The sequence below is a fragment of the Falsiroseomonas sp. RANM36 genome (genome assembly GCF_056682175.1).
Window position 1 is genome coordinate 472,902 of the sequence record NZ_JBWXTD010000004.1, and the last position, 3,850, is coordinate 476,751.

General features: G+C 75.1%; 3 protein-coding genes. All 3 read right to left on the bottom strand.

Going from position 1 to position 3,850, the window contains the following annotated elements; genetic code table 11:
- Positions 1–187: 187 nt before the first annotated feature.
- The gene (locus AC1MIR_RS16030) at positions 188–2,551 is read right to left on the bottom strand and encodes a heavy metal translocating P-type ATPase (protein ID WP_480029188.1); all 2,364 of its coding nucleotides are present in this window, start codon (positions 2,549–2,551) and stop codon (positions 188–190) included.
- The gene (locus tag AC1MIR_RS16035) at positions 2,548–3,039 is read right to left on the bottom strand and encodes a FixH family protein (protein ID WP_480029189.1); all 492 of its coding nucleotides are present in this window, start codon (positions 3,037–3,039) and stop codon (positions 2,548–2,550) included. The genes AC1MIR_RS16030 and AC1MIR_RS16035 overlap by 4 nt, the downstream gene beginning before the upstream one ends.
- On the bottom strand, positions 3,036–3,850 hold an 815-nt coding region (locus AC1MIR_RS16040; protein ID WP_480029190.1), incomplete at its 5' end, for a 4Fe-4S dicluster domain-containing protein. The genes AC1MIR_RS16035 and AC1MIR_RS16040, both read right to left, overlap by 4 nt.

Sequence of the window (3,850 nt, forward strand, 5' to 3'; positions counted from 1 at the left end):
GGCCCCCCCCCCCCCCCCCCCCGCCAGCGCGGCCGGCACCAGGAAAACCCGGGCATTCATGGATCGGCGCCCTCCGCCGCGGGGCGGCCGCATGCGCGGCCTTGGCTTCGCGGCACCGGCCGCGGCCCGCATTCGCGGGCTCGGCCCGCCTCAGGAGCGGCGGGCCGCCATGCGGCGCATGTCGTCGTCATTGGCCCACCTCCTTGCCGGCGCGCAGCGCGTTGCAGATCACGATGATCGAGGAGCTCGCCATCACCACCGCCGCGATCAGCGGCGTGACGAAGCCGAGCACCGCCATCGGCACGGCGACCACGTTGTAGACCAGGCTGAACAGGATGTTCTGCCGCGCCAGCGCCTGCGCCTTGCGCGCCACGCGGATCGCCGCGGGCAGAGCGGCCAGCCCCTCCGCCCGCAGCACGATGTCGGATGCGGCCTGGGCGATGTCCGTGCCGGTGCCGGGGCTCATCGAGACATGGGCGAGGCTCAGCGCCGCCGCGTCGTTGATGCCGTCGCCGACCATCAGCGGGTGCCGCCCGGCGGCACGCAGCGATTCGATGCGGTGCGCCTTGTCGGCCGGCGTCGCGCGGGCCTGCCACGGTCCGATGCCCGCGGCCGCGGCCGCCGCCTCCACCGCGCCGGCGCCATCGCCCGAGAGCAGCTCCGTCTCCAGGCCGAGCTCGCGCAGTTCCGCCACCGCTTCGCCCGCATCGCCGCGCAGCCGGTCGGCGAAGCGGAACACCGCCGGCCGCTCTCCGGCGACGCAGTAGGCCAGCTCCATCCCGGAACCCTGGTCGTCCGGCAGGCCGCAGAAGACCGGGCTGCCGAGGCGGGCACTGCCGCGGACCAGCCCCTTGCCCGGCACTTCCCGCACACCGGCGACCGCCGGCGCCTCCGGGCAGGCGCGGACCAGTGCCTGGGCGAGCGGGTGGCGGCTGGCGCGGGCGAGACTGGCCGCGCTGCGGAGCACGGCCGGCTCGATGGTCGCGTCGGCGATCAGCTCCGGCCGGCCCTCGGTCAGGGTGCCGGTCTTGTCCAGCACGGCATGATCCGCGCTCGCCAGCCTCTCGAGCGCGGTGGGCGAGGCGACCAGTACCCCGCGGCGGAACAGCGCGCCGACCGCGGCGACCTGCACGGCCGGCACCGCGATGGCCAGCCCGCAGGGACAGGTGACGATCAGCGCCGCGACCGCCGGCACCAGCGCCGCCTGCCAGGCGACGCCGACGCCGAGCCACCAGCCGAGGAAGGTGGCCAGCGCGATCGCATGCACGACGGGCACGTAGAGCCGCGCCGCCCTGTCGGCGATCGAGACGAAGCGGCCGCGCCCCTGCTCGGCCCGTTCCAGCAGGCGGCCGAGCTGCGCCAGCGAGCCGTCGCGCGCCGCGGCGGCGACGGTCATCGCGAAGGCCGCGCCCATGTTCACCGCGCCGGCCTCGACCAGCGTGTGGGCAGGAATCTCGCGCGGCATCGCCTCGCCGGTGGTCGCGGAGGTGTCGAGCAGCACCGGCTCCTCCGCCATGCCGTCCAGCCGCAGCCGCTCGCCGGAAGCGACGAGGACCACATCGCCGACGCGCACGGCGTCGGCCGGCACGCCGCGGGTGGTGCCGTCGGCCAGCCGGAGCGCGACCGTGCCCTCCTGCAGGGCCAGGAGTTCCGCCATCGCCTGGCGGGCGCGGCGGCGCATCGCGCGGTCGAGAACGCGCCCGGCCAGCAGCAGCGCGAGCAGGGAGGTGGCGCCGTCGAACCAGGTGTAGTCGCCGTTGCGGAAGGTCTCGCTGAGCGACATCAGCGTGGTGGCCAGCACGCCGATGGAGACCGCGAGGTCCATGTTCACGCGGCCGGCGCGGATCGCGTCCCAGGCCGAGCGGTAGAAGGGCATGCCCGCCACCAGCACCGTCGGCAGGCCGATCAGCGCGGCGAGCCAGTGCATCAGGTGGCGCGTCTCGGGCTCCATGTCCGTGCCGACCCAGACGGCGATGGAGACCAGCATCACATTCATCGCGCCGAAGGCGGCGATGCCGAGCGCGCGGATCAGCGCGCGGCCCTCCGCGTCCTCGGTCGCGCGCAGGCAGGCCGGCGACCAGGGCGCCACCTTGAAGCCGAGCCGCGCGACCAGCGCCGCCAGGTCGTTGCCGCGCGCGGGAGAGCCGCGCCACGCGATGACCAGCCGGCGCGTGGAGAGGCTTGCCCTGGCCCGCAGCACATCGGGCTCGGCGGCCAGCGCCTGCTCCACCAGCCAGACGCAGGCGCCGCAGGTGAGCCCGCTGACGATCAGCTCGAGCTCGCAGACACCGTTGGCGGCCTCGCGCGCATGCGGGGCGAAGTCGGTGGAGAGCGTCTCCGGCGGGCGCAGCGTGCCCGCGGCGGTCTCCTGCCGGCGATAGAAGGCATCGAGGCCGAGGCCGCGCACCAGGGCATGCGCGCCGGCGCAGCCGGTGCAGCAGAACTCGCCCTGCCCCGGCACCAGCGGCGCGCCGCAATGCGCGCAGGCCGAGCGCGACAGGCCCGCCTGCCCGGGTGCGAGGCCGTCCGGGAAGCCCGCCGCGACGGTCATCGTGCGAAGACCCGCTGGCGGATGTCGAAGCGCGCCCCGTCCGCGCCGCGCAGCGTCAGCCGCGCCTCCCACTGTCCGGCGGCGGGCAGCGCCGCATGGGCGAGGAAGCGCCCGGCGCCGGCGGCGGCGAAGTCGAGCGGCAACGCGGTGCCTTCCAGGGGCCGAAGCAGCACGCCTTCCAGCCTTCCGCCGACGGGCAGCCCCTCACGGTCCGTGACGGCGACGGCCAGCGCCTCGCCCTCCAGCGCGACCCGGGCGGTCCAGCCGAGCGCATCCTGCCGCGCGGCTTCCGCCAGAACCTCGTTGTAGGCGCGCCCGCGGTCATAGGAGTGCGCCGTGGTCAGCCCGGTGAAGGTGCTCACCGAGGCGACGACCAGCACCAGGTTCACGGCGATGATCACCACGAAGGCGCCGATGAAGGCCCAGGGGATCCAGCGGCTGCGGCGCGGATCGAAGTCGGGGGCGGGACGGAGCGTGCTGTCGCTCATCGGCGATGCTCCTGATGCGGGGCGAGGAAGACGCTGTTGGTCCGCGCCACGGTGCGGCCGCGGGCATCGAGCAGTCGGAAGGTCACGGGCGTGCTCTCCTCCACGCGGGCGCCGGCGGGCAGCGTCGCCAGCGCGCGCCATTCGGTCAGCCCGTCCGCGCGGGTGGAGACCGTGAAGCGGTTGGCGCCGGCCTCCGGCGCTTCCTGGATGGCGAGCGTCAGCGGCGCGCGGCTCTCGAAGGCCAGCGTCAGGGTGCCGGCCTCGCGCGTCTTGTTCGCGATCTTCAGCGTGTAGGCGTTGCGCACGCCGCCATCGGCCAGCCGGACATAGAGCGGCGCGCGGTCGCGCAGCACCGCGAGCGTCACCTCCTGGCGCAGCAGCCAGGCGCCGAGCATCACCGCGAGCACGCCGGCCAGCACGCCGGCATAGACGAGGGTGCGCGCGCGGATGAATTTCGGCACGTGCCGCACCGCCATGCCGGCCTCGGTGCGGGCGGCGCAGGGCGCCATGGCCCGGGTCGCGCCTTCGGACGCGGCGATGTTCTTCAGCGTCTCGAAGGCGATCAGCCCCTTGGGGCGGCCGAGCTTGCCCATGATGTCGTCGCAGGCGTCGATGCAGAGGCCGCAGCCGATGCATTCCAGCTGCTGGCCGTCGCGGATGTCGATGCCGGTCGGGCAGACATTGACGCAGGCCATGCAGTCCACGCAGTCGCCGTGCCCCGCCTCCTTCGCCTTGCCGCGCGGCTCGCCGCGCCCGGCGGGGGTGGAGGCGACGCGGGACTTCTCGGCCAGCATAGCGGCCGGGGCGCGGC

Coding starts and splice junctions, on each gene's coding strand:
- AC1MIR_RS16030 (WP_480029188.1), bottom strand. CDS start 2,551: ATGACCGTCGCGGCGGGCTTCCCGGACGGCCTCGCACCCGGGCAGGCG.
- AC1MIR_RS16035 (WP_480029189.1), bottom strand. CDS start 3,039: ATGAGCGACAGCACGCTCCGTCCCGCCCCCGACTTCGATCCGCGCCGC.